Genomic DNA, 24,978 nt, shown 5'->3' with positions numbered 1-24,978 from the left:
CGAAGGACGATGGAGCATGACATGAGCGAAGCCACCCTGCCCGCCGATCTCGCGGGCATGGACCCCGCCACCGCGACGCCGTTTCTCAACAAGGGGTTCGGCGAACTGCTCGGGCTCGAGTACCAGGAACTGACCGCGGACCGGGTGCGGGCCACCTGGACCGTGCGTCCCGAGCTGTACCAGCCCGCCGGCCTGATGAACGGCGGCGTGCACTGCGCGGTCGTGGAGACCCTGGCCAGCATCGGCGGCAGCATCTGGATCGGCGACCGCGGCCACGTCGTCGGGGTCAACAACAACACCGACTTCCTGCGTGCCAGCCGCACCGGCACCCTCTACGCCGAGGCGACGCCGGTGCATCGCGGCCGGACGCAGCAGCTGTGGCAGGTGACGGTCAAGGACGAAGAGGACAAGCTGGTCGCCCGCGGGCAGGTCCGCCTCGCCAACGTCACCGACCCGGGCGTGCTCGGCCGCTGAGCGGACCCGCGACGCGCTTCCGGGTGCGGTCCCTGCCCGGCGCGGGCCGATTTGCCGAGTTCGGCTGTGTCCGTTGTGGAATGCTGACGGCAGGCTCGGATTCGGCGAGGAGGTGCGCCCGTGACATCGGACGCGGAGCTCGATCCCGCGGCGGTCGAGATCGGCAGTTTCCTCCCGCGGGCGCCGGACGCCGCGTGGCGTGCGCTGACGGAGCCGGACCTGCTCGCGCGTTGGCTGATGCGACCGACCGGGTTCGCCGCGTCGGTCGGCACGCACTTCATCTTCGCGGTGCCAACCCGGCCGGCCGGTGAGGTTGCCTGCGAGGTCCTGGTGGCCCGGCCGGGCGAGCAGTTGACGCTCGGCTGGGTCGACCTGCGGGCCGACCATCCCGCCCGCTGGGTCGTGGACTGGTCGATCCGGCCGCAGGGCCGCGGCACCCGACTGCTGTTGACGCAGACGGGCTTCGACATCAACGACCGTCGGCAGAAGATGACCCGCAACGCCATGGAGCGGGGTTGGAAGGTCGCCTTGTTGCGACTTCGTGAGGTCCTCGACGACCTTGGCCAGTGAGGGCGCGACGGCCGGATCTGGTCTCCAGGGACCGTTCAGCTCCCGTACTCATTCGAGCGGTCGAGTTGTCGCCGAAGCGTTCGGTCGATGTTTCTCGCAGGCAGGCGATTCCGCACGACCGACGGTGACCTCACCCGCCTTGGGTGAGGATTGACCGGACCCTTTGCGGGCATGGTGAGGGCACTCGCGAAGGAAGGCTATGCCATGTCTGATGCACTCGGTGGCCCGCTCGACGGCACACAGTTGACCGATGACTACGTCCGCACGCTGGGCCGACTGGCCTATCTCTGGGGGTGGCCGATGGCGAACATGCACAACCGGCATCTGGTATTCGCGAAACTCCCGGGCCCGGGCCTGATCGACGGAGTCGTTCCCGCCTCCTCGCCCGGTCGGCTGAGCATGCTGCACGACTACATCTCCCCGGACCAGAAGCACGTGGCCTGCCCGAACCAGGATGTCGTGTACGGCGCCGGCATGCTCCACGCCGCGCTGGGGCCCTCCGTTCTCCAGGTTCCTGACTTCCAAGACCGGTTCTGGGTCTACCAGGGCGTCGACCAGCGCACCGAGTCATTCATCCGTCTCGGAACGATGTACGACACAAAGCCGGGCATGTACCTGCTCGCCCCGGCGGGCTGGTCCGGTGACGTTCCGCCCGGCATCGAGGAAGTCTTCACCTTCGACACGGCTGTCGCGATCGTGCTGCCGCGCGTCTTTCTCGACGACAACGCGACCGACCGGGCGGCGATCCAGCCGTTGCTCAACCAGGTCACCATGTATCCGCTGGCCGACTACACCGGGGAGATGCAGACCCACGACTGGTCCACCCTCCCGGCCTTCCCGGGCAGCAGCGGGGGCAACGCCGGTGAGCAGGAAACCCAGTTCGTCATCCCCGAACAGTTCTTCGCCGAGTTCCCTGCCATCCTCGACGAGGTCCCGGCGCGCCCGGGTGAGGAAGCGTTGTATGCCTGGTTCGCATCACTGACGACTGCCGCCGCCAAGTCCGAGCACATCGCGGACCTGTTGCGACAGACCGCGATCGAGGCCAACGACACCCTTGTCGCCGAACTGTTCCGGTTCCGCAACATCGGAGTCCCCAGCGCCCATCACTGGACTACCCAGCGAAACGGCGCATCCTTCGGCACCGACTACCTCTCCCGCACCGCGATGGACAAGGCAAACATCTTCGTCAACACCCCGAATGAGACCGCGTACTTCTACCAGGACCTCGACGACGCCGGGGAACGGATCAACGGTTCGCGCGCCTACTCGGTCACCTTCCCCGCGGGCGGTGGACTTCCTCCGGTCCGAGGGTTCTGGTCGCTGACCCTCTACAACGAGCACCACTTCTTCAACCCGAACAGCCTCGGGCGCTACTCCCTCGGCACCAAGAACGACGACCTCCGCTACAACGACGACGGGTCCCTGACCCTGATTGCGTCCGTCGAGCCGCCGTCCGACGAATCGATGCGTACCAACTGGCTGCCCGCCCCCGCCGACGACTTCTCGTTGTACCTGCGCGCCTACTGGCCCGACGAGGCGATTCTCGACGGCGACTGGACGCCACCTCCGGTGCGCCGCCTGGGCTGACGACGATTGTGGAAGCGAGAATGCCACTGGTGATTCTGTTCTCGCGCGCTGTTCCGACCTAGGGGACCGGGAAGACTCCGACCCCCGGGGTGACCGTGATCAGGTAGCCGCCGGACATGCCGACGGTCGCGGTCGCGGCGATCGTGCCGCTGCCGGTGGCCGCCGTCGCGGGGGCGTATCGGCACGAGTCCTCCGGCGCGACGGGCCGACTGTAGTCGGGTGTCACGCGTCGGAGCACGGTGGTGCCGGCGGCGCCGGAGGTCAGGTTCAGCCAGTGCACCGACACGTCGAGGCACCACAACCCGGGCGGAGGGGGCTCCGTCGCGAAGGTCGCCGCACCGGGTGCACTCGGCGCCGCAGTCGGCGTCACCGTCGTCAGCTGCGGCACGCAGATCCACACGGCCAGCCCGCATCCCGCGACGTACCTGACCGGAACCTGGAACGCCGTGGTCGTCACCGGATCCGGCGGCGGGTTCGCTGTTGCCGCGGCGGCCGAGCCGGGCGGAAGGGCCAGGATGGCCGCGGACGCGACGGCCCCGGCGAGGACCGAACGACGAATTCTGTTACAGCGCATGGCGTGACCCTCCGCGTGGGACCTGCCCCGACCCTGCTGTTGTGTCACGGTACTCGCGCCGGTGGTCCGGCGTCGATGCGTCCATCGGGGGCTGCGCGTGTACCTTTCATTCCTGGCGTCCGAGCGCCTGGATGGCCGGGGTCTTGATGGCAGATCGCGTGGCCACGATCGCTGTGATGGTGGTGAGTGCGGCCGTGAGCAGTGTGATGCCACCCAGCAGGGTCCAGTGGATCGCGATCACCGGGGTGCCATAGACGCGGTAGGTCGCGGCCCAGAGGCCCACGAGAGCAAGGACAGCGGCGATCGCGCCGAGGATGAGGCCGATTGTGGTCGCGGCGAGAGCTTCGACGACGGCGGTGTGTTGGATCTGACGCCGGGTGAGGCCGGCGAGTCGGAGTGTCGCCATCTCGCTCCGCCGTAGACCGATCGCGATTGCGATGGTGCTCAGCACGCTGATGAGGGCATACAGGCTACCGAGCCCAACGATCGCGGCCATCACTCCGCGGTTCTCGCTGTCCTTGACGCTGTCTTGTCTTTCGGAGGACTCTGCGGGCGTTTGCACCGTGGTCGCGCCTGCAGCGGTGAGTTCGCGTTCGACCACGCCGGTATCGGCTCCGGGCTCGAGTTGGATGAGGACGGTGGTAGGCCGGTCGAGCAGGTCGGGTGGCAGAACGGAGCGGTCGATGTAGAAGCCGTCGACCCCGGCGATGGTTTCTCCCAAGCGGGCTGCCTCATAGAGCGTGACGGTGTCTCCGGCGATGGTCACGGTGATCTCGTCGTAGTGAGGGTGGACCATCGTGCTGTCTAGGCCCGGGCCGAAGACGATGCTGTCGGAACCGAAGTCGGCGATGTCACCGATACCGGGTCGTTGAAGATGGGTGGCTCGGAAGGCGACGGGATCGACCGCGACGACGGTGCCCGGACCGTCAGTGGTGGCGCCGCCGCGGGTGAGCTGAACGGCGAGCGGCACGACGGTCTCGGGCGCGGCCAAGGAGACGCCGGCGATGGTGTGCAGCGCATCGAGGTCGATGCCGTCTCCTGTCGCGATCAGATCGGCACGCAGCAGGTGGGTGGCCTCGGTGGCGGCGGCTCTCGTCTGGGTGTCGAGGATCCCTTGTAGCCCCATGACGAGACTGACAAGCACGATCATCGGTGCGGCGCACGATGCGGTGCGGCGGACGGCGTCGCGCAGATTGGCGACAGCGAGGTCCGTGACTGGTGAGCGGCGTGCCAAGGGTGTGAGTGCTCGTGCAGCGGCCGGCACGAGCAACGGCGACAGCCGGCTCATCGCCACCGAAGCGGTGATGACGATTCCCATGCCGAGCAACAGCGGGATCAGCATTCCTCCAGCGGTCGCCGAGAAGTAGGTCTGGACAGCGGTCAGCGCGATGGCAACGACCGCGGCGGTCCATCGGCGGGTGGTCATCAGACGCTGCTCACTGTTGCTTCGGCGTAGGGCGTCCAGAGGACTGATCTTCGTGGCCCGGCGGGCGGGACCCCACGCGCCCGCAAGACAGACCGTGACTGCGACCACGAGATCGAGCACCAAGACCGCCGGCCGGACGGGCACCACCAGTCCGGTCGGAAAGGTGCCGAGCGAGGTCAGGATGACGCGTTGTACAGCGGTGAGTCCGATCCCGAGCAGAGCGCCGGCCACGGTGCCGAGGACGGCGGCGAGGAACGCCTCGGCGAGCAGAAGCCCACTTACCTGGCGGGAAGTGACACCGCTGAGCCTCAGGATCGCGAGGTCTCCTCGGCGTTGATCGACAGCGAAGCTGAAGGTCGAACCGACGACGAAGACCGTCAAGAATGCTCCGAGCATCACCATCATGCCGGTCAGGGTGCTGGCGCCGTTGGCGGCTTGCCGGAACGCCTCGGCCTGCTCAGGAGTCGAACCGCTTGGCGCCTCAGCCTTCTCGACTCCGAGGATGATTGTCATCCCGGCATGGACGATGGCGACACCGGCGGTCACCGCCAGGACTGTCCCGACGAAGAGTTGCCAGCGGTCGAAGAAGGTGCGGACGGCGAGGCGGATCACCGCAGGGTCTCGAGATCGGCCAGGGTCGACGCGATCTGATTCGCACTCGCGCCGTCCAAGGTCGTGACGAGGCGGCCATCGCGAAGAAATGCCACGTGGTCGGCACGCGCCGCGGCGTGGGGATCGTGGGTGACCATCAGAATCGTCTGCGCCTGCTGGTCGACGATGGCGCGAAGGAGGCCCAACACTGTGCCGGCGGACTTGCTGTCCAGCGCACCGGTCGGCTCGTCGGCGAACAGGATGCTCGGTCGGGTCGCGAGGGCTCGTGCGATGGCAACGCGCTGCTGCTGGCCGCCGGACAGCTCGCGTGGCTTGTGGTGCACGTGATCACGCAGGCCAAGGGCGTCCAGGGCTTCTGCCGCGGTAGCGTCTGCATCCGTGCGTCCCGCCAGTCGCAGCGGGAGAGTGACGTTCTGTGCCGCAGTCAGGGCTGCAACAAGGTTGAACTGCTGGAAGACGAAACCGATTGCGGTGCGCCGCATCCGGGTGAGCACGTCATCGCTGAGGCTCGCGATATCGCGGCCGCCGAGGAGTACCTGTCCCGAGTCAGGCGTGTCCAGTCCGGCCGCGCAGTTCAACAGGGTGGACTTTCCCGACCCCGACGGGCCCATGACCGCTGTCCAGGAACCACGACGGCAGCCGATCGTGATGCGGTCGAGTGCCGTGAGAGTGGACTTCCCAGACTGGTAGGTGCGTGTCACATCGCGGAGATGCAAGACGGTGCTGTGCGGGGCTGGTTCGTTCATGGCACTGAGCACACCGCGGTGCACCGGTGCGGCGCAGTAGGGCCGACCGGTCAATCAGGGTATGGCTGGCTCTACGGTGTCCTCGCGATCCTGTCCTTACGATGCGGAGGTGAGCCGTGTGGAGTTGGAACCGGATGCGCTGCCGACCATTGGGCGGTGGCGAGGGGTGCGCTACACCGCCGCCGCCGGCGCACGGGCACTCGCCTCGATAGCCGGAGTTGCGTTGCTGGGCACACCGATCGTCCTCGCAGTCACCGGTCCTGAGCGCGGCACCGGCGGCGTGGGGGCCCTCCTGGTCGCGGGCTTGGCGCTGCTCGGTCTGGGACTTCCGCTCATCGCGGTCGTCCTCGCGCGCACCGATTGGAGTGGGTCCGCGGCTCTGCTCGACCTGGCAGCAGGGGGCCGCCCCGAGACCCAATTGAGCGAGCCTCGAACCCTGGTCAGGCCGCTCGCCTACACGGTCGTCATGCTGACGCTCGGCGGCGCCGTTGCCGTGCTTGCCGCTCTGATCGTCGTGGGATTGTTGGTCGCGTTGATCAGCCCGTTCCTGGCGGCGATCGGTGACCAGGCCGTCGTCGGACCGTTCACGGTGAGCACCGTGCCCCAATCCTTGCTGGCAGCCGTCATTGCAGTGGTCGTGTTGGCAGGTCTCGTCTGCGCTACACCCGTGGTCGCGCGGGCTCACGCCTCGTTGGTCCTTCAGGTTCTGACCCGTCCGGAACAGCGCTTGCAGCGCGACCTGAGCGTGACGGCGCAATCGCGTGCCCGCCTGGTGCGGGCCTTCGATGTCGAGCGCCGGCGCATCGAACGCGATCTGCATGATGGCGTCCAACCGCAACTGCTGTCGGTGAGCATGACGCTGGGACTCGCCCTTGCGGCGATGCCGGCCGATGCACCCGGCCGCCACGACGTGGCCCGCGCCCAGGAGCAGGCTCGTCAGACTCTGGAATCTCTACGCCAGTTCGTGCGCAACATCCATCCGCAGGTACTCATCGATCACGGCCTCGGCGCGGCGGTCGGTGAACTCGTCGACACCTTTGCTGTCCCCATCACCGTCGACGATCAGCTCGGCGACCGACTGCCTGCCGACACTGAGACCAACCTGTACTTCTGCGTAGCGGAACTCCTCGCGAACGTCGTCAAACACAGCGGGGCCAACCACACCGGCGTCACTCTTCGCCGGCCTCAGCCCGAACTCGTACAGATCAGAGTCCACGACGACGGCTGCGGCGGAGCCGGCACTAGCCGGCACGAGAACGGTGGGCTCGACGGGATCGCTGACCGCATCGCCGCACTGGACGGAGACCTGGTGATCGACTCACCTCTCGGCGGACCGACGACCGTCGTCATCACACTTGCCGCGCACGGGGAAGGTCGGGCAAATGACTGAAGCCATCACCAGGACAGGCGCGTCGTCCTCGATACCGGAACCGCTCCGCGTCGTTCTCGCCGAGGACAACACGCTCCTGCGCGAGGGGCTCCAAATGCTGCTCGAACGCAACGGATTCGTCACCGTCGCTGCGGTGGGCACAGCCGAAGAGTTGATCGTCGCGGGCCGGGAAACCGATCCGGACCTCGTGATCACCGATGTTCGGATGCCGCCGTCGTACCGATCCGAAGGTCTCGTTGCCGCCGTCAGTTTGCGCGAGGAGAACCCGGCCCTTCCCGTGGTGGTCCTCAGCCAGTACGTCGAACAGAGCTACGTCGCCGAGCTGCTCGACAGCGCCGGCGGAGCAGGGATCGGATACCTGCTCAAGGATCGAGTCAGTGACATCAACGACTTCGCCGACACCCTCCGGCGTGTTCACGCCGGCGGCACAGCGGTCGACCCCGCCGTCATCAACCAAATGATCAGACGTCGCCGCGATCCACTCCAACGTCTCACCCCCCGCGAGCGAGAAGTCCTGGCAGTCACGGCCGAAGGACAATCCAACGCTGCCATCGCACGGCGCCTGTACGTCTCCGAAGCGGCGATCGTCAAGCACATCGGCAACATCATGATGAAACTCGACCTCCCGCCCAACGACGACCAGAACCGCCGCGTCGCGGCAGTGCTGACCTACCTACGCGGACAGGGGGACTGACGGTCAGCCGACCGTCGTCGGCCGACCGTTGACCATCACCTTCGTTCCCACGGGAACCCCGATCGAATAACTCGCCTCGCAGTACCCGACGACGCTGCCGCCGCACGGGCTGTCGAGGTTCAAGGTGTCATCGGTCAACGACCAGGCCGGAGTCCTTGGACGCTTTCCCAAGGTCTGGGTGCGGACCTCAACGATCACCTCACTGCCCTTCCCGACGGCGCCGGTGTGCGCCGACACCGTCACGGGCATGTTGGCATTGTCACGTACCACGTTGAGCGTCGTGCCGGTGAACGCGAACGACTCGTGCTCAGAGTGCTCAGTCGAGGAACACCCCGACAGGGCGAGGCTCGCGACGAGAACCGTTCCGATGGCGCAGCGGCGAAGAATCTTGTTCATGCCACCATTCCAACGAGGATCGGATGCGTGCGACATACGCCGAACCTGAGTCTTCTTGGTAGGGCCAGCCCGACCTCGAGTGACTGCCACGGGGTGTCCCCATGCTCTGAATGGGACTGCCCCCGCTTTGGTTGATGCGCAGACCAAACCGGGGAAGTCGCCGCCAAGTGGGAAGCTCTTGTCATGACGACCGTGTCCGGCGACTTTGAGTTGACCGCCGACGAACTTCGAGCTGTCGCGCGCTACGTGGCGGAAAGTGCCCAGGAAGTTCTAGCGGTGTTCGAGGCTGCGCAGCCCGATGATCCTCGGCCCCGCGCGGCGATCGATGCAGCGTGGGAGTTCGTGCACGGTGCGAGACGGACCAACCTGCAGCGCGTGACTTCGGTGGGCGCGCATCGCGCGGCGAAGGTGGCATCCACCGAGGCCGCGCGTCTCGCGGCACGCGCCGCTGGCGATGCGGCCGCTGCCGCTTACCTGCATCCGATCGCCAAGGCACACCAGGTCGGTCACATCCTGCGGGCAGCGGCGTGCGCGGCGCGCATCGGCGAGTTGAGCGCAGGTGACGATCCCGACGTCGGGAACCAGCTCATCGCACAGGCCGGACGCCGCGCCGCCCCCACTGTGGTTGATGTCCTTGGCCGGTATCCCGTGGCTCCAGCGGGCAAGGATCGCGTCGCGCAGCTCATGAGTTCCCTGGACGCGGCACTTCGGCAGCCGAGTGAGTAGAGGTTCCTCGCTGAGCTGGTGAGCTGGCAACTCGGCGGGGCGCGTTCGGCAGTCGCCGCTCGATTCGGAAACGAGCCCTGACTCAAGGTGCTGGCGGTGCCTTCACTGCCGCGACGGCGAGCGCGACGTCCTGCTCCAGTAGGTGGTGGTTGAGCGCGATGGCGGCCTTCGTGCCGGCCCCTGCGGCATTGATCATCTGAGCAGGTGAATCGGCGACGTTGCCGGCGGCCCACACCCCGGGAACGCTGGTACGGCCCGTTGGATCGGGTGGATGCCCGGGGCGAGTCCTGATCGCGGCGCGACGACACCCATCACAGAACCGCCATCTGGCCACGCGAGAACACCGCCACTTATCGCCGCGAGTCAGATCCTCAGCCGCCCAGCCCGATTCGTGTCCGAGAAAGGACGGTATCTGAAGCGAGTCGCGAGAAGACTTGATGGTCATGCCGTTCGCCGCGCACTACACGATGTCCTCGGTGGGTCCCTTCGCGATTCATCCCAGTCTTTTCGAGTACCCGGGCCGAGGCGATGTTGTCGACGTCGCACGTAGCGGCGATCCTCTCCAACCCGAGGCGCTCAATGCCGAGGCGGAAGAGCAGTCGAGCAGTCTCGGTCCCGTAGCCGCGGCCCCATTGATCTTTGCGTAGCACGTATCCGAGTTTGCCGGTTTTGTGCTCTGCGTCGGTGGTCCACACCGAAGCCGATCCGACAAGGTTCCCACCAACGAGAACCGCTAGGTCTAGACGATCAGGGCCGGCACCGATGCTGCGTGCGAGAAACTCTCTCGTGTCTGACTCCGATCGCATTCGCAGGGGCCTCGGCGGGCAGGCGCAGGCAGTGACCGAGTTCTAGTTCGGCCGTGACGAAGTTCGTCTGCAGCCACGACACGGTGGTGCTGACCTGCTCGAAGTTCCTGACCACCAGCGACTACGCGCCCCGGCTGCGCCAGCGCCTAGCCACCGAACACACGCTGATCGCCGACGCCTCCGCACGCGGCTAGGACCACGAGGTCGAACGCCACCAACGCACCGCCGATCGCCTCACCTCGATCTTGGCCGACCTCGGCGAGGAGCCAGGTGCCTGCACCCACGCCAGTCTGATCGCAGCGCGTCACTGAACAGGTGACTGAATAACCATGGTCTCGTCTCCGACGGGGTAACGGCGGGCCGATAGTCGGCGGGCCCGAATTGGTTCTCACCTCCATGATCGACCGGTTTGATGCCGATGAAACCGGTTTGATGCCGATGAAGAGGAACATGAGACAACGGTCGCCCCACGCGATAACGTGTTCTAGTTTTGCATGTCTGGACTATGGGAGGAACCGGATGGTCAGCTTCTTCAGCAAGCGTGGGGATCTGCTGGTGGCGGAAGAACTTGCCGTCAGTCCCTGGTCGAAGTCCCAGCTCAGTGGCACCGGCATATGCGGCCTGCTGGCACGTCAGCTCGAGACCCACTGCCCAACGGGATTCATTCCCGCCAGGCTGACCGTGGACCTGTTCAGCCCCGTTGTGAACGAACCGATCCAGGTAGGTAGCGAAATCGTCCGTCAGGGCACACGGATCACGGTCGCGGACGCGTCCATCGTGCAGGACGGAAAGGTGCGGGCACGGGCCTCGGTGGCGTTCCTGACCACAGGCGTCGAACCGGAAGGGCGGGTGTGGAGCCCCGCACCGGAACTGCCCATGCCGCCAGAAGGGTGCGTGTCCCCGGAGGGATCACCGCCGCTGTTCAAGAGTGGTGATCGCGATTGGACACACGACTTCGCAGCGAACCAGAACGCCGATCGCAAGATTTCGTGGCACACTCTTCCCCCACTCGTTGAAGGCGAGCCGATCTCGCCGTTCCAACGCGCCGCGTTCCTCAGCGATGCCGCCAACCACGTGTGCCATTGGGGCTCGCACGGCGCCGGGTACATAAATACCGACGCGACCCTCACGCTGTCGAGACTTCCACTCGGGTACGAGCTCGGGCTGCGGGCCGACAGCACCGTTGCCTCAGAAGGCATCTCGATCGGCACCGCCACCCTCTATGACCGCGTCGGCCCGCTGGGAACCTGCGTTGTCACCACAATGTCCAACGCCCGCCGTCAAATTGACTTCACCGCCCCGAGCCCATCCTGACCACTTCGTTCGAAGGCCGCTACAAGCGACGTCCCCTGTTGGCTATGTCGCTCGTTCAGCGATGGTTGGCAGCCGACGTCAGCGGTGCAAATAACTGACGCACCATCGGCCGAATTCGTGTCCGGGTGACGTTCGGACGGTCCCCTGACCGAATCGGCAGCCGCACCCGGACCGCCTGGAGGGCTGGGGTGAATCGCGTCGGGTTGTCGCCCGTGATGATCCCGTAGGTCACGCCCGTGGACTGCGACGGTGAGCAGTAGAGTGACCGAACCTGGTTCCTTCAGCTTTGTCGCCCCAGGGCCGACGACTCGCCGCCGGTTGAACGATTTGTCGGGCCTCGGATCAGTCCGACGACGGTCCGAACGACGCCGGGAACGAGGCAGGCCAACGCTTTCGCGTGCCGTAGTCTTCTCGAGTGATGAGACTGCTTCGCAGAGCACTGATTCCGGCGACCCTAGCGGCATCGACGCTGGTCCTATCGGCTCCCACCGCCTCCGCCCACCACCAGGAGTCGACACCCCTCCCGACTGCACACACCCTCGGCAGGGGCAACTCGGTCCCGTGCAGCGGTCAGATCACCGGCACTGTGCAGACGCCACACAATCGGCCGGGAATCGCGCTGGTCACGCTGTCCTGGACACCGTTGTTCAACAGTCCCTGCGAGATCACGGCCTACGTGAACTTCTGGAACTCCGCCACCCACCAGGGCGGCACGATGCTTGCGAACATGGCCAATGAATCCAGTGGCCTCGCCACACCCCGCGGGAACTGGACTCAGCAGGTCAGCATCCCCATCGGCTCCGGCCCCGCCGGTCTGACCGTGACCACCGAGGCGTTCAGCACCGGCAACGTCAACCCGAACCTGGTGATGACCCGGTTCGTGGTGGCCTGAGACGAGGTCAGCACCGCGGCAACCCCCGCTACCGGAACCCCATCATGGTGCGACAATGCAACCCGGACCGAGGGGAGTGGCGGGGTTGACGGTGACCGTCTGAATGGGTCCGCCGGCTGAGGTCTGATATGCCATCAGCGAATGCTCACCCGGCGCCGTCGGAGTCCACAATGTGACCTTGTGTCCGAGGATCACCGGCGTGCTGTAGTACGGGTCGATGTTCCAGGCGAGGTCCTGGGGAAACATGGTCGACTCGTTGGTGTAGTCGACAATGTCGGTGCGCGGCTCGGCCAGTTTTTCGGTGCGGGCCACCACCAGATATGTGCATCCGACGCCGAACGGGGTGGTCGGTCCCGCACTGAGGCCGGGGGCAATGGTCAGGTCGACGACCTCGGCGGAGGCCGTAGGCGCGGCCCCCAGCGCTGCAGCGGCACAGGCCGCAAGGGCAATGAGGGACAGGTGAGCCGGAGGCAAGATCTTCATACCGATGAGTCGGTTTCGGCGGGATGTGTGTTACTCGTAGCCGCATCGACGACGACGGGCTACGAGAGCATCGCCGGAACCGGCGCCTTTGTCGTGCCGTGAGCGCACAACGCCTAGCGTTCGAACGTTGAACTCGCCCTGCCAGCACGGTGGCGGCGATCAAGCTTGAAGCCGGGTCGTCGTGGCGCGCGTGCTCTCTGGGTGCCTCGCGGCGCGTGTGGTCGAATGTCGTGTCGGTATCGGGTGCCAGTACTGCGTGATGCAGAACCACCCGTTGGGTGGAGGAGCGGTAACGGGCATGCTCCTGCGCGGCCTTGGTGGTGATGATGGAGTGCCGGAGTTGCCGAGGATCAGTGCAAAAGGGCATCATCGCGCGGAATTTCGTGGACAGATGTCGTGGAAAGACCTTGAAATCCCCATGTTGCCAGGACAAGTAGATCCGGAACCTACAAGACGACGGGCGACACCGTGAGATTTGGACATGCGCCGTCGACTTGCCTGTAAGCCACGACATCCCAGCTCGGCCTCCGTCCGCTGCCTGATCAGCAGGACAGAATGGTGGGCGTGCAACGCGACAGAAGAGTCCTCGTCTCCTTCGCCGGCGGGGTTGGTCACCTTAATCCGATACTACCGATCGCTCGTGCACTCCGAGCTGTCGGCCACCGCGTGGGTGTGTGCGGTCAGGCAAACATCGTCGACGAGATCAGTGGGTTCGACGCCAGTTTTCCTGTCGGGACTTCGGGGTCAGTTCCCAGTGGCGAGTCGACGGGCAGGCTCGTCAAACCTGATCTCGACCATGAGTTGTCGGTGATCGGCTCACATTTTGCGGGCGCACTCGCCACCCGGCGCTTCGGCCACGTTCGCGGGGTCATCGATCAGTGGGAACCGGATCTGGTGATCTGCGACGAGATGGACTTCGGGGCCATGCTCGCGGCCGAACAGGCGTGGGTCCCGCGGGTCGTCGTCAATGTCATTGCTTCCGGCGCCTTGACCCGCATGGAACGGATCCGTGAGCCGTTGGCGCATCTCCGGGCAGTCCACGGACTGCAAGATGATCCTGCTGGCGCCGAACTGACTCGAGATCTCGTCGTTTCACCCTTTCCGTGTTCCTTCCGGCACCCCGACTTCCCGCTCCCCGCGACCGCGCTGTCGATCCAGTCCGAATCAGAGCCCGACACCGGACGATATGCTGCCGTCGACTGGCTTGCCGCCGGCGACGAGCCGCGGCGCGTGTACTTCACTCTCGGAACCGTCTTCAACACCGAGTCCGGCGACTTGTTCGCACGCGTACTGGAAGGACTGCGCACCTTGCCTGTGCGGGTCCTCGCGACCGTCGGCAGAAACATCGATCCCGCTACCATCCCGGTCGTCGCCAATAACATCCGGATCGAACAATTCACACCGCAATCGGTAGTGCTGCCGCACTGCGATCTTGTCGTCAACCACGCCGGGTCCGGAAGTGTCATTGGCGCGTTGGCCCACGGTGTCCCCGTGATCGCTCTGCCCATGGGGGCAGACCAAGAACTCAATGCCCAGCGCCTGACAGCCCTGGATGCCGGGATCGCTCTCAATCCGATCACAATGTCGCCCGACGAGCTCCGCGAAGCAGCACGTACCGCCCTCGCCTCGGAGACGCTGCGGGGCGGGGCCCAGCGTGTGCGCAACGAGATCGCAGAGCTGCCCTGCCCCGCATCGATAACAACAGACTTGGAGAACTTGATGGGTCCGCGGATACGAAGCAAATTGGCGTGAGGGCTGGCGCCCGGTGCGCCGGCCCGCCCTCAGACCTGCCCGACTACCGGCCAACTCTGTCGTGCAGGAGGTTACCTCCGACCGTGGCACCCGACGCAGGTTCAGTGTCCCGCTTGACGGTCCGTCAAACGGGACACCTCTGGGCCGCGCAGTCAGGATCTGTGCCCCTCAGAGTCAGGGGACCGTCCAGGCGGATCGAACGCCGCCCGCACCGTGGGGATACCACGGTGTGAAGGACACCTCGGATAACGGGGCGGCACGAAGAGTGAGACATCTCATGCGCACCGTCGACTACATCAAGGGTACGCATAACCCCAGCTCAGGGGAACCTCGGTTCGAATACGCGCCGACATGCCGTACAAGCCGGAAGCCGGCGCGTTTGCGCCGATCGCAGGGCCGCCTGAGACCCGGATGGGGTGGCAGGAACCGGCACCGAGTGTCGGCGGCGTCCGCGATGGTGGTCTCTCGGGGCTGCGGAAGGGTGACGGTGGAGACCGAGAGTCAGCGTGGCCGCGATGATCTGGCCTCGACTTGGACCAGGGCTGTGGAGAGGGACATCTTCGCCCGGAATTTCATGGACAAGTGTCGTGGAAGTTCTTGAAGATCTCAGGTGGCTCGGACAGGTAGGCCCGGAACCTACAGAAGCAGAGTAGGTTCCGGATCTAGTTGGCCTTTTCCGGACCCATATGTCCCGCACTTGTCATGATTCAAGCCTATTTGTCCCTTGGAACTGCAACTCTTCCATGTCGGCAAGCCCACGAGGCGATCGTCATTGTCTTCCTTGCGGAGGGACACGCGACGACACAGTATTCCGGGCATGGGATTCTCGCTGATCTTCGTCCGCGTCCAAGGAGACAAGCAGCGCGACGCGGATCGCGATGCCGTCGCCGCCTTCCTCGAGGCGCGCGGCCTGCGCGCGATGGACAGCGACGGCCAAGGTTCGCTTCTCGTCGATGCGGACGGGCAGGCGCTCTCGTTCGACGGCCACTGGACCGACCTGTACCTCGACCCGCTCGATCAGGAGGAGCCGCTGAGCGGTGGGATCGATCACGCCTCGCTGTCGGAGGAGGAGACGACATTCATCTATGAGCTGTGCGTCGCAGCGGGGTTCCTCATCGTCAATCCGCAGGGCAACCCGACCTATGTCGTCCCCGGCGCCAACCATGCCCCGGGAGACGTGCCGGACCCGGAGGACATGGACTGGGTGAACGGCGCTGCCGAGCTGCGGCAGGCGCTCGCCGGCAAGTTCGACGACTTCCGCGATTGGCGTGACCGCGTGGTCGCGCAGTACGCGGACGGGCGGGCCGACGGCGAGTAGCGCGCGCCAACCCGGCGGCTTCTCGATCCGGGGAACCGTCGTCCCCGGTCGTTAGGCTGTCGGGATGTCGATGAACTTCATGCTGGGCTTCGTGCCGAACACCGACCTCTCGGCCTTCGGAGCTGACGCCGAATCGGCCATCGACTTCGACGGCGCGAGCCGCAGCACCGCGGCCGGCCCGTCGGCCGCGCAGGTCGGCGCGCACGTGGTGCTCGTGGATCCAGGTCTCGATCTCCAGCAGCTTCCGCAGCTCTCCGAGCCGCCCGCGGGAACGGTGCTCGTCACCCTCGGTGGCACGAGTGACGTCTACGTGGTCCAGTCGTTCGGCGACGACCCCCGCCTCCGAGTGCTCGCCGAGCGCGAGGTGGCCGAAGACCGCGGCGCCCCGATCGACGCCGAGGCGGTGTTCGAGACCGAGGACGACCCGGAGGACGCGCATCTGGAGTTCGTCTGCCGCCTCGCCGGGATCACGGTCGAGGAGCTGTGGAATCTCGAGTGGGCGCCGCTCGCGTCGGGCAGGGGCGGGTTCTTCGGCCGTCTCTTCGGTCGCTGAGGCTCAGTTCGGATCGCGCTGAGTGACGCGGCCGGCGTCGGCCCGCGGTAGGCGCGCGAGGCGGCGATCACCTGTGCGCTCAGCTCTGCGAGTCGGTCGCCTCCCAGCGCGGCCCCGACATGGTCGGCTCAGGCATGCTGCTCGACGGTCATGGCGCTCAGGAACTCTCTGTTCAGCTCGAAGGCCGGGAGCACCAGTGCCGTCAGCGCGTCGGCCCAAAGAAGTGGCGCTCGCAGACGTGGCCAGGAACAGCGGGGGATCATGCCCGCTGGCGCGCCGAGTACGAGGCGCTGGAGGCACTGTGCCGAGCGCGTATCGCTGGATGGATGCGAACGGATGGGGCCCTGCTACTGAGTGTCCGGTTTGACGATCGGCGAGCGGGGAGAGACGGGCGTCGGAAATCTCGTAGCGCAGTGGCTTGGCGTCGGTTTGCGACGTCGCGGTTTTCCCGCCGCCGGTGACGGTGTCGTGCCCGCTGCGCTGCGCAAAGTCGGTGACCGCGTTCAGGCTCTCCGGCGACGATACGGCGACGGCCGCAGTGAATGACTGCTTGTTGAAGGAGCGGTAACGGTTCAACTTTCCGGGATGTTCAAGGGGTGATCCTTGTGCACTGAGATCCGCAGGACCTGTGGAAATGGACATCTCCGAGCGGACTTTCGTGGACAAGCATCGTGGAAGATCTTGAAAAATCCCAGGTCGCACCAACAAGTGGATCCGGAACCTACAACTACCCTCCTAAGCAGTGGCAGGACTGTAAGAGAAGTGTGCTCTTCGAGGTGGTCTGCCCGTGCCCGGCGGCGATCCGACACAGTTGCCGTTCGTCGGACTACCCGAAAGCCTGCTGGTGCCGACAGGTGCTCTCGGCGGCCGCCAAATCTCAGGTGCAGGTGCGGCGATACCGATCGAGTGCGTGGTCGTCGACTACGGCAGGGTGTTCATGTCAGCGAGGTTCGAGTAGTTGCTCTTTGAGTGCGGTGATCGCGTGCTCCTCGAGCTTCAGTCCATCTACGAAGTATCCTTCGATATTGCCGTATCGCTTGTCCATCTCGTCGAAAGCTGCATCGAGATAGGACCTGTCGACTCCGAGGACATGGCGTAGCACATCTGGATCGCCGCCGGCAGCTTCGAACTTGGCGAACACGGGATGCAGTGCAGGGATCAGTTGGTCATTGGTAAGCAGGTAGTCGCGGTAGACCTCGGATCGATCAACTCCCAGAATGCTCAGCAACGCTGCTGCAGCCCAACCTGTTCTGTCCTTGCCGGTGGTGCAGTGGAAGAGCGATGGGCTTGGATATCCGCCGGCCAGTCCCTCGAAAAGAGACCTGTAGGAAGCCAGTGCACTGGGCAGAGAAATTATCTGGCGGTAGGTGTCGACCATCATCTCACCTGCTCGACCACCGCCGAGCGCTTCTCCGATTCTTGGGATGGTGCCCTGGTCGTCGATCGCTGTGGCGAGATTTGCCGGGAGCGCAGTGGCGGAGTCGGCGAGTACGTCCAGGGCGCACGAGCTGACTCCGTCCAACTGCGGGTCGGGTGCCGCGATCCGCTCAGCGGCGGTGCGTAAATCGTAAATCGTTTTGATGCCGAGGAGGCCGAACTTGTGGTCGTCGGCGGGGAGGCGGTGTAATTCGATGGAACGGTAGACAATTGACGGGCGAACTCGCCAATTGTTTCCAGCGTGCGCTCCTCCGATGTCTCTCAAGTTGGGAAGTACGGCCAGGTTGTCGGAATGTGCGCCTTCGTCATTCGCCATACCCAATTGTTGCAGAGGGCTGGTGGCGGCGAATGCTGATTGGCGTGTGACTTATCTCGACGAGGTACCTGTCAGGAGTCAGCGTCCACAATCTCGATGAACCCACGGCTTCTGCAGCGGTACCGTGGCCCGCGAACTGATGGCCGTGACATGGCCTCGCTGTCCTACTGAATCAGGTGGTCCGATGGGCTACTCATGCGCCAGGTTCCCGAAATTTGATTGATCCTCGTAGAAGACGCAGGTCATAACTACCTGGCGGTTTGTTCATCAGTGCTTACTCGGAGTTCATTCTTTCAAAAATTCGATCGACGAGCCCGGAATCGTCGATTCCGAGGATATCCGCCCAGAAGAGTGCTGCTTCTGTCGTATAGGAGTGCCCGTGTCCCGCAGGAACCTCGGCGGCGAACACCATGTCCAACGTGACCTGCCAGAACGTCACGAAGGGGATCCATGACATGCCCTTGTCGATGTCGGAGCCGTGTTCCTCGGCAAGCCAGTCAGGGCGGTGGAAAATCAGGTCTGAAGACCACCACACGATGGGGTCGCTCGGGTGTTGCCAGTACACGATCCGGGGGGAATCCCATACGCCGAGACCGGCGGTATCGCCCAGATCAGCGGGTGTGGCCGCGAAACGTACGTTCCGACCTCCGTACACAACCGGCAGGATCTCGCGACTCCCCGGGTCGCGCGAATCCGTGATGCGACGCCACTGCTCGGTGAAATTGGGGGTTCCCACCCACAGAGCGCCATCCGTTCTGGTGATCATGTCCTGTACGCCGGAGAATGCCGACTGGCCGCCGTACGACCCGAGGGATTCACCGAAGGTGAGCAACTTCGGCCGCGATTGCGGTGGGAGCTGACTCCACCGGTCGTACACGGCCTCGAACAGAGCGCGCCCGGCAGTTCGCGGTGACACCCGGTCGGCGAGGAAAGCCAAAGGGCTGGCGAGGAACGAGTACTGCATGGCCGCGATCGCCGAATTGCCGCCCGCGAGGTACTCCAGAGCGGCGGCGACATCCTGATTGACCCAACCCCGTCCCGTGGTGGTGACCACGGCCAGGTACTCCCGTTCGAATGCGCGGGTGCGCTCGAGTTCCGCGACGACATGATCGGCGAGAATCTCCATCGACTCGTCACCAGGCTCGGCACCGGTTCCTTCGAGGGATCGATAGCCTGCGTAGACACGAATAGGTGTGAGTGCCGGTTCGCCGGTGACCTCGGAGAGTTCCTGCGGATCCGGGCCGCCGGCGACAAACGTGCGTCCTTCGCGGCCAAGCGAATCCCACCGTTCGAGCGAGGCAGCGGAGCCGGAACGTTCCGGGGCAGCTGGTTGAGTGACGCCGTCCGGGGTGCCCTCGTCTGCGGCGATTGCCGAACCATTTGCGATCCGAGCAATCTCGGTCGACACCAACCCCTCGACCATTAGAACCACGACAACGCCGACGACGACGACGCTCAGGCCTCGGGCGACAGGTGCGGGAAGAAACCGGATCGTGAGTCGATTCAGCAGGTGTGCCAGACGGCGAAGCCCGCGCCCAGCCATCAACAGGAGCAACGCGACAAGCACCGCCACGGCGAGCACTCCGGGATAATCCCAGTCGCTTCCCGGCTCCATACCGACGAACTCGCGACTGATGTCCTGCCACCACGAACCGAGAACAAGAAACAGCGGGACGATGACGAGGGCGATAGCGGCGAGCAGGTACCAACCGATCCTCTTCATGGAGGTGGACCAGGGCATGTGTACCCCGAGTTTGTGCACGATCCAGGCGATGAGAACACCCAGCCCGTACCCGGTGACCAGGCTGATTCCAGTGGCTACACCCTGCAGATACCAGACGCGCGGGAGCAGGGACGGAGAGAGCGACCAGCAATAGAACAGCAAGGCTCCGGCCAGGCCGACTGGGTGGAAACGCCTGAGCCACCTCAAGAACCGAGACAGGGTACGCGACGGTAGTCCCGGCGTTCGCGGGTCAGATGGACTCGGCGGTGTGCCCGTCTGTGGCACCGCCTTGTCCGGCGGATCCATCTCCGGCGTGGACGTCGTGATGGTCATGGGTGTTGATACCTCCGGCTCACTCTGATTCTGCTTGCTCTCGCGCTTACGAGACGCTCACGCCGACTCACTCAGCGGTGGATCAGGGCTGCGGGTGCGCGTCACTCAGGTCGCGGCGGTGAACTCCTCGGCCAGCCGCTCGTCCTTGCCGAGGAAGAGGGCCGAAGCCGCGAGGAAGCAGAGCGCACCGACGAACGTGCCGCCGGTAGCCAGGACGTCGTCCATTACGGTGCCGTTGCGGGTGATGAACGCGCCCACGGCGGACACTCCGAAGGCGATCGACCCGAGCATGTTCAGCCACACGCTCTGCCAGTCCTTCGACCGCGGTTCCCAGATCTGGTTGGCCCGCAGCAGCATCAGGACGGCCAGGGCGCTGCTGAGCAGGAAGGCGACCGATCCCTCGGCGTTGGGATTCCACACGAGGTGGGTCTCACTCTTGATCGTGTGTGCGTGCAGCGCAGCGCCGGTGCTGATGTTGAACAGCAGTGTGCCGAGCAATTGGATTGCCGCGGAGAGCCACTCGGCTCGAATCGCCGGTGTGCCGTGGTCGGTGGTGGTCGCCGCCCCGCTCAGCATCAACTGCACGAACGCCGCGCCGGTGAAGAACCACGAACCGACGAAGAAGGAGGTGTTCGCGGCGGCGGTGCCAATCGCCACTGATATCCAGGGTGCGGATCCGAGGGCGAACAGGAGAGATCCGATGACGAATCCCCAGCACTGTATGCGCAGAGTTGGATGAATCAGCATGTGGCACTCTCTTGAATAGAGGAACAGGTGGGTTGTCCGGCTTCCCCTGCACGTGCGGCGATCTCGTCCCTTACTCGCACGTCAGGGGAGGCGCAGGTGCTCATCCGCACCTGCGCCTCATCTGCCCGTCAGCTCAGTGCGCGAACCCCTTCGCGGTGTGCTCGGCACCTGCCTTGAGCCGAGCCGCGACGTCCCTGATCGCCAGTACCAGCTTGTAGGCCATGTCCCGGCTGAAGCCCTCTCGCAATACGATTCGCAGTACCGCGACATCCTCCGCATCGGCCGGCATGGTGTACGCAGGTACCTGGAAGCCGCGGGCCCGCAGTTCGTGGGAGATGTCGAACACGGAGAACCCCGGGTCGCCCTCGACCTCGAACGCCAGCACGGGAATCGCGCTGCCGTCGGTGATGATCCGCATGTGGTCGATCTTCGCGATCTCGGACGAGAGCATCAGTGCGGTGTCACGCAGCGACTCCATGATCTGGGTGTAGCCGGCGACACCGAGCCGGATGAAGTTGTAGTACTGCCCGATGACCTGGTTGCCCGGACGCGAGAAGTTCAGAGTGAAGGTCGGCATGTCACCGCCGAGGTAGTTGACCCGGAAGACCAGGTCCTCGGGCAGGTGCTCCTTCGAGCGCCACACGACGAAGCCGATGCCCGGGTACGTCATGCCGTACTTGTGGCCACTGACGTTGATCGAGACCACCCGGGGGAGGCGGAAGTCCCACTTGAGTTCCGGATGCAGGAAGGGCGCCACGAATCCGCCGCTTGCGGCGTCGACGTGCAGCGGGACGTCGGGGCCACCCTTCGCGGCGATCTCGTCGAGGACGTCGGAGATCTCGGCGACCGGCTCGAGTTCACCCGTGAACGTCGTACCGAGAATTGCGACCACACCGATGGTGTTCTCGTCCACGGCCTCCCGGACCTGTTCCGGCGTGATGACGTAGCGGCCCTTCTCCATCGGGAGGTACTTCGGTTCGACGTCGAAGTACCGGCAGAACTTCTCCCACACGACCTGGACGTTGCTGCCCATGATGAGGTTGGGGCGGGCCGAATCCTTGCCTGCCGCCCCCCGTGCCTCACGCCAACGCCACTTCAGCGCGAGGCCGGCCAGCATCACCGCCTCCGACGAGCCGACCGTGGACACCCCCGTTGCGGACGCGGGATCGGACTCGTCGAGCCCCTCCGCATTGAACAGGGCGGCAACCATGTTCACGCAGCGCGTCTCGATCTCGGCGGTTTGCGGGTACTCATCCTTGTCGATCATGTTCTTGTCGAACGTCTCTGCCATCAGGCGATCTGCCTGGGGGTCCATCCAGGTTGTGACGAATGTCGCCAGGTTCAACCGCGAGCTGCCGTCCAGCATCAGCTCGTCGTGGATGAACCGGTAGGCGGCCTCCGGATCGGTTTCGGCCTTCGGCATCCGCAGTGCCGGGATGGCGTCGGTTCCGAGCCGTCCCGTGTATGCGGGAGCGAGGGTTTCAGCGGGAGCCTCAAAGAAGTTCGACATCTTTTCTCCAATACTGAGTTCCAGTGATCACGAATGTTGGGGCATTCCCGGGCGCGATGACGCGCAGCCGCCCGGTTCTCGGGTGCGTCTGTTGGGTCACACCTCCACGGGTGGGTAGAGCCGCTCCATCGTGTACTGCCGGTTGCGGCGGACGGAGAGCGCGCTGGCGGTGAGACTGACGAGCAGGATCCCGACCAGCACCGCGATCGCGATCCACAGCCGGGAGTCGACGTGCTCGCCGACGGTCAGTTGCCGCAATCCGTTGACCGTGTAGGTCATCGGGTCGAACGGGTGGATGTACTGGAAGGGCTTGGCCGTTGTCTGCACGGGATAGATGCCGCCCGCGGAGACCAGTTGGAGCATCAGGAATGCGAGGGTGGCCACGCGTCCGACGGCGACCCCGAGCACCGCGTTGAAGGCCTGGATCATCGCGAGGTAGGTCGCCGAGATGAGCATCAGGAAGGCGACCGTGCCGAGGACGTGCTTCGCCTCGAGTCCGACCCCGAAATGGACGACGGTGTACATGATGAGCACCTGCAGGATCCCCACCAGCAACGCCGGCCAGTACGATGCGAGCACGGTTCGGTACAGTCCCACGCCACCGACTGTCGGCCGGGACTGCAACGGCGTCAGCAACATCCAGGTGATGATGCCGCCGACGAACAAGGCCAGGGAGAGGAAGAACGGAGCGAACCCGGTGCCGAAGGTGGGAGCAATGTTCGTGTAGTCCTGCTGGAGCTTGACCGGCGTCGAGAGTGTGTCGGCCGTAGCGGTCTTCTGCTCGTCCGTCCAGCTCGGTACCTGCCCGGCTCCCTGGTCCAGCGCGGTGGCGAGCTCGCCAGAACCGGACTGCAGTTCGACCATGCCGGATGCGAGCTGGTCGGCGCCGCCGGCGAGCTGATTGCTGCCTTCGGTCAGCTGGACCAGGCCCGAGCTGAGAGTCGCGGCACCGCTGCTGAGCTCGTTGGCGCCACTACGCAACTGGTTCAAGTCTGACGCGATCCCGCCGTTCTGCAGCAGTGCCAGACCCGACTGGAGAGGGCTGTTAGGGTCCGTGAGCTGGTATTCGACCGCGCGGGCGTCACCGCTGAGTCGACCGATCTCCGCCTGCAGCTCTGCGGTGTCACCGCGCACCTGCTGGGAGGTGAGCGGTGACAGTGCCGCCATCGCCCGCTGGACCAGGGGATCCGAGCTTTGCCTGAGGATGTCGAGCGCTTGCGTGACCGCGGTGGCTTGTGCGGGCTGCGCCGGCTCGGGCAGCCGGTTCCCGAGAGCCTCGAGGGATTGCCGGAGATCGGACACCTGGCCGCCGATATTCGGGACGGCGCCGCTGTCGAGGGCGTTGATCAACGGTGTGGTGGCCCCGTCGATCGCGGTCGCGAGTTGGGATGCGCCGCTGGCCAGTTGCGCCGATCCGGATTCCGCGGTAACCATGTTCGTCGCCAGTTCGTTCGCACCCGAACTGAGTTGGTCCGCACCGCTCTTGGCGGTGTCGATTCCGGCGGACAGCTGTTCGGCGCCGTCGGCAGCCTGCTTCAGGCCGGACCCGGCGCTCTGCAGACCGGTGAGGACCTGCCCGACCCCCTGCGCGCCGATGGTCGAGTTCACCTGGTTGATTACCTGCTCCGACGCATCCTGCCCGATGACGGTCGCCAGATAGTTGTTGGCGTCGTTGAAGGTGAAGATCAGCTCCGCCTGCTCCGGATTGTCCCCGTTCGGTGACTCGACCGCAGCGCTGAAGTTCTCGGGCAGGCTGATCGTGTAGTAGTACATTCCGGACGCGAGACCGTCGGCAGCCTCCTTCTCGGAAACCTCCGCCAAGTCCAGTTGTCCAGAGGCGATCAGCGACTTGACGACCTGGTCACCGGCATCGAGTTGTTGCCCGGTCGCGGTGCGCCCGGTGTCGTTGTTGACGATCGCAGCAGGGATCCTGTTCACCTCGCCGAACGGATTCCAGAACGCCCACAGGTACATCGCACCGTAGAGCAGGGGCATGAGAATGATGGTGATGATCGCGATCCGCGGCATGGCGCCGCGGAAGTACCGCTTCGAATCGCTGCCGAGGGACATTCCTGCAAGCATGGGTCACTTCCCCTCGGTCATGACGCCGACATCGCCTGCGCCGAGCAGTCCGTGCATGTCTACAACGGCGCGCACCCCACTGTCGGCCGGCAGCGGATTGACGTCGGCAGTGATCACCGACTGCCGTTCACCCAGCGCCACAAGGCGTTCGAGTAGACCGAGCCGTTCTTCGTCGTCGGCGATCCGGTCCATTCGCCCGACAACAAGCAGTGGTGGACGGTGGGTGTTGGCCACCGCGATCCGCAGCAGCAGTTGCTGGATCTCGGGAAGATCGTCGACGAAGGCGTTCAGCGACGGCAGGGGCACGTCACCGAAGACCTCCGCGCACATGCGCTCCACGCCGTCCTCGCGGACCCGCGGGACGAATTTCATCCACGGAGAGTTCCACCGCAGTTGCTCGGTGACGAGGTCGCGTACCGTCACCGAGGGACTGACGTCGTCGAGTTCGTTGAGGCATGCGATGGCAGACTGCGCGAAGACTTTCGCCGGTCTGTTCCTGTGCCTCAGCACGGTCAGC

Annotated in this window: 24 protein-coding genes; 12 read left to right on the top strand and 12 right to left on the bottom strand. The window is 65.1% G+C overall.

Annotated features, from left to right (window positions below; genetic code table 11):
* Positions 1 to 57: 57 nt before the first annotated feature.
* The 3 genes from AC1DWC_RS11640 (at position 58) to AC1DWC_RS11630 (ending at position 2,631) form a co-directional block, all read left to right on the top strand.
* A complete protein-coding gene (locus AC1DWC_RS11640; RefSeq protein ID WP_477908204.1) occupies positions 58 to 474 on the top strand; it encodes a PaaI family thioesterase in 417 nt (138 codons plus the stop codon).
* Positions 475 to 594: 120 nt separating this feature from the next.
* The gene (locus tag AC1DWC_RS11635) at positions 595 to 1,044 is read left to right on the top strand and encodes an SRPBCC family protein (RefSeq protein WP_477908183.1); all 450 of its coding nucleotides are present in this window, start codon (positions 595 to 597) and stop codon (positions 1,042 to 1,044) included.
* A gap of 204 nt (positions 1,045 to 1,248) precedes the next feature.
* Positions 1,249 to 2,631 (top strand): DUF1214 domain-containing protein, encoded by a 1,383-nt coding sequence (locus AC1DWC_RS11630; RefSeq protein WP_477908181.1) that lies wholly within the window; start codon positions 1,249 to 1,251, stop codon positions 2,629 to 2,631.
* Positions 2,632 to 2,689: 58 nt separating this feature from the next.
* Here AC1DWC_RS11630 and AC1DWC_RS11625 read toward each other — a convergent pair whose 3' ends face one another.
* The 3 genes from AC1DWC_RS11625 to AC1DWC_RS11615 all read right to left on the bottom strand — a co-directional run bounded on the left by AC1DWC_RS11625 (position 2,690) and on the right by AC1DWC_RS11615 (position 5,989).
* Positions 2,690 to 3,205, bottom strand: a complete 516-nt coding sequence (locus tag AC1DWC_RS11625) for a hypothetical protein (RefSeq protein ID WP_477908179.1) — start codon at positions 3,203 to 3,205, stop codon at positions 2,690 to 2,692.
* 106 nt (positions 3,206 to 3,311) lie between these two features.
* Positions 3,312 to 5,243, bottom strand: coding sequence for an FtsX-like permease family protein (locus AC1DWC_RS11620; RefSeq protein WP_477908177.1), 1,932 nt, complete (start codon positions 5,241 to 5,243; stop codon positions 3,312 to 3,314).
* Positions 5,240 to 5,989 carry an ABC transporter ATP-binding protein gene (locus AC1DWC_RS11615; protein ID WP_477908175.1) on the bottom strand — a complete coding sequence of 250 codons (750 nt, stop codon included), beginning with the start codon at positions 5,987 to 5,989 and terminating at the stop codon, positions 5,240 to 5,242. The genes AC1DWC_RS11620 and AC1DWC_RS11615 overlap by 4 nt, the downstream gene beginning before the upstream one ends.
* Positions 5,990 to 6,098: 109 nt before the next feature.
* Here AC1DWC_RS11615 and AC1DWC_RS11610 point away from each other — a divergent pair, with 109 nt between their 5' ends.
* Both AC1DWC_RS11610 and AC1DWC_RS11605 read left to right on the top strand, forming a co-directional pair.
* A complete protein-coding gene (locus AC1DWC_RS11610) occupies positions 6,099 to 7,379 on the top strand; it encodes a sensor histidine kinase (RefSeq protein ID WP_477908173.1) in 1,281 nt (426 codons plus the stop codon).
* The gene (locus AC1DWC_RS11605) at positions 7,372 to 8,073 is read left to right on the top strand and encodes a response regulator transcription factor (protein WP_477908171.1); all 702 of its coding nucleotides are present in this window, start codon (positions 7,372 to 7,374) and stop codon (positions 8,071 to 8,073) included. The genes AC1DWC_RS11610 and AC1DWC_RS11605 overlap by 8 nt, the downstream gene beginning before the upstream one ends.
* A gap of 3 nt (positions 8,074 to 8,076) precedes the next feature.
* Here the strand turns inward: AC1DWC_RS11605 and AC1DWC_RS11600 are convergent, their stop codons facing one another.
* Entirely contained in the window at positions 8,077 to 8,469 is a 393-nt protein-coding gene (locus AC1DWC_RS11600) for a hypothetical protein (protein WP_477908169.1), read from the bottom strand.
* A gap of 183 nt (positions 8,470 to 8,652) precedes the next feature.
* On the opposite strand from AC1DWC_RS11600, the gene AC1DWC_RS11595 reads away from it, so the two are divergent.
* Positions 8,653 to 9,195, top strand: a complete 543-nt coding sequence (locus AC1DWC_RS11595; protein ID WP_477908167.1) for a putative immunity protein — start codon at positions 8,653 to 8,655, stop codon at positions 9,193 to 9,195.
* 371 nt (positions 9,196 to 9,566) lie between these two features.
* Here AC1DWC_RS11595 and AC1DWC_RS11590 read toward each other — a convergent pair whose 3' ends face one another.
* The gene (locus AC1DWC_RS11590; RefSeq protein ID WP_477908165.1) at positions 9,567 to 10,001 is read right to left on the bottom strand and encodes a GNAT family N-acetyltransferase; all 435 of its coding nucleotides are present in this window, start codon (positions 9,999 to 10,001) and stop codon (positions 9,567 to 9,569) included.
* A 53-nt stretch (positions 10,002 to 10,054) separates the two neighbouring features.
* Here AC1DWC_RS11590 and AC1DWC_RS11585 point away from each other — a divergent pair, with 53 nt between their 5' ends.
* From AC1DWC_RS11585 to AC1DWC_RS11575, 3 genes are all read left to right on the top strand, one after another.
* Positions 10,055 to 10,195, top strand: a complete 141-nt coding sequence (locus AC1DWC_RS11585) for a hypothetical protein (protein ID WP_477908163.1) — start codon at positions 10,055 to 10,057, stop codon at positions 10,193 to 10,195.
* A gap of 325 nt (positions 10,196 to 10,520) precedes the next feature.
* Entirely contained in the window at positions 10,521 to 11,315 is a 795-nt protein-coding gene (locus tag AC1DWC_RS11580) for a thioesterase family protein (protein WP_477908161.1), read from the top strand.
* A 586-nt stretch (positions 11,316 to 11,901) separates the two neighbouring features.
* Positions 11,902 to 12,207, top strand: coding sequence for a hypothetical protein (locus tag AC1DWC_RS11575; RefSeq protein WP_477908159.1), 306 nt, complete (start codon positions 11,902 to 11,904; stop codon positions 12,205 to 12,207).
* 42 nt (positions 12,208 to 12,249) lie between these two features.
* On the opposite strand, the gene AC1DWC_RS11570 is transcribed toward AC1DWC_RS11575, so the two are convergent.
* On the bottom strand, positions 12,250 to 12,690 hold the full coding sequence (locus AC1DWC_RS11570; RefSeq protein WP_477908157.1) for a hypothetical protein: 441 nt from the start codon (positions 12,688 to 12,690) through the stop codon (positions 12,250 to 12,252).
* 564 nt (positions 12,691 to 13,254) lie between these two features.
* Between AC1DWC_RS11570 and AC1DWC_RS11565 the strand changes: the two genes are divergently transcribed.
* The 3 genes from AC1DWC_RS11565 (at position 13,255) to AC1DWC_RS11555 (ending at position 16,313) form a co-directional block, all read left to right on the top strand.
* A complete protein-coding gene (locus tag AC1DWC_RS11565) occupies positions 13,255 to 14,442 on the top strand; it encodes a glycosyltransferase (protein WP_477908155.1) in 1,188 nt (395 codons plus the stop codon).
* Positions 14,443 to 15,259: 817 nt separating this feature from the next.
* Positions 15,260 to 15,760 carry a hypothetical protein gene (locus AC1DWC_RS11560; protein ID WP_477908153.1) on the top strand — a complete coding sequence of 167 codons (501 nt, stop codon included), beginning with the start codon at positions 15,260 to 15,262 and terminating at the stop codon, positions 15,758 to 15,760.
* Positions 15,761 to 15,824: 64 nt separating this feature from the next.
* Positions 15,825 to 16,313: a hypothetical protein gene (locus AC1DWC_RS11555; RefSeq protein WP_477908151.1), complete on the top strand. Its 489-nt coding sequence runs from the start codon at positions 15,825 to 15,827 to the stop codon at positions 16,311 to 16,313.
* A 940-nt stretch (positions 16,314 to 17,253) separates the two neighbouring features.
* Here the strand turns inward: AC1DWC_RS11555 and AC1DWC_RS11550 are convergent.
* From AC1DWC_RS11550 to AC1DWC_RS11525, 6 genes are all read right to left on the bottom strand, one after another.
* Positions 17,254 to 18,066 (bottom strand): tyrosine-protein phosphatase, encoded by an 813-nt coding sequence (locus AC1DWC_RS11550; protein ID WP_477908149.1) that lies wholly within the window; start codon positions 18,064 to 18,066, stop codon positions 17,254 to 17,256.
* A gap of 274 nt (positions 18,067 to 18,340) precedes the next feature.
* Entirely contained in the window at positions 18,341 to 20,122 is a 1,782-nt protein-coding gene (locus AC1DWC_RS11545; RefSeq protein WP_477908147.1) for an alpha/beta hydrolase, read from the bottom strand.
* 105 nt (positions 20,123 to 20,227) lie between these two features.
* On the bottom strand, positions 20,228 to 20,869 hold the full coding sequence (locus AC1DWC_RS11540) for a hypothetical protein (protein WP_477840874.1): 642 nt from the start codon (positions 20,867 to 20,869) through the stop codon (positions 20,228 to 20,230).
* Between the two features lie 133 nt (positions 20,870 to 21,002).
* A complete protein-coding gene (gad, locus tag AC1DWC_RS11535; RefSeq protein WP_477908145.1) occupies positions 21,003 to 22,379 on the bottom strand; it encodes a glutamate decarboxylase in 1,377 nt (458 codons plus the stop codon).
* 96 nt (positions 22,380 to 22,475) lie between these two features.
* Entirely contained in the window at positions 22,476 to 24,461 is a 1,986-nt protein-coding gene (locus AC1DWC_RS11530) for a YhgE/Pip family protein (protein ID WP_477908143.1), read from the bottom strand.
* Between the two features lie 3 nt (positions 24,462 to 24,464).
* Complete coding sequence (locus AC1DWC_RS11525; RefSeq protein ID WP_477908141.1) at positions 24,465 to 24,884, bottom strand: hypothetical protein; 420 nt, start codon at positions 24,882 to 24,884, stop codon at positions 24,465 to 24,467.
* Between the last annotated feature and the right edge of the window lie 94 nt (positions 24,885 to 24,978).

The organism is Rhodococcus sp. P4_C10 (genome assembly GCF_056402135.1).
This window is presented reverse-complemented; position numbering and strand designations above follow the sequence as displayed.